The 674-nt window shown below is 38.0% G+C and carries 1 protein-coding gene; it reads left to right on the top strand.

Annotated features, from left to right (window positions below):
* The coding region (locus tag CD30_RS20385; protein WP_036180888.1) for a hypothetical protein at nucleotides 1-674 on the top strand (674 nt) is incomplete at both ends.

Below are 674 nucleotides of genomic sequence, written 5' to 3'. Positions count from 1 at the left end.
GGGATATGTTCGTTATAACTTCTTTAGCTTACCGCCAGTCATAAAGGATTTTGAAGACTTAACCAATCAATTAGAACAACAATTAATAGCTGACCGCCAACGTGTTCATTATAAAAAAGAGGTGCTAATTGATGAGCTATGGCAGCAGGAGCAAAAGCAATTAATCAAGTTACCTGAAGAACCTTATCCTGTATTTAAGCAATTTTCAATTAAGTTTAATAAATATAACGAATTCAAGCTGGATGGGCATTTGATTCATGTACCGAAAGCGAAAAATTACGTGCAGCTCTCTTGTGTGACGTACTGGGATTCGTATAAAGTCATCACAAATGACGGTGAGATATTATTATCAGATGCCCGACCTTATATGAAAAAACGTCGTTTTATTCCGTGGCAAGATATTTTAAAGGATTGGTTGAAAAAACCACGTGTCGTAGGTCATTCTCGTTACACACCGTATCTACCAGCGCGTATTAAAGAGTATTTAACCGTACCTTCGCTGGCATTAAGAAAGCAACGGATTAACGAATTACTAACGCTTTTACTTACACATGATATGAATGATATTGGGCAAAATTTTTATAGCTATATTGGCCGTGAGGCAGAAGAAACAGAACACCCTTACGGTGTGAATTGGACAGACTATGACGCCTTATCGCCAAAAGGAACGGAGG

Origin of the sequence: Ureibacillus massiliensis 4400831 = CIP 108448 = CCUG 49529, assembly GCF_000772965.1 — a bacterium.
GTDB classification, from domain to species: domain Bacteria; phylum Bacillota; class Bacilli; order Bacillales_A; family Planococcaceae; genus Ureibacillus; species Ureibacillus massiliensis.
Note: the sequence above shows the minus strand (reverse complement) of the source record. Positions and strands in the feature narration are given on the sequence as shown.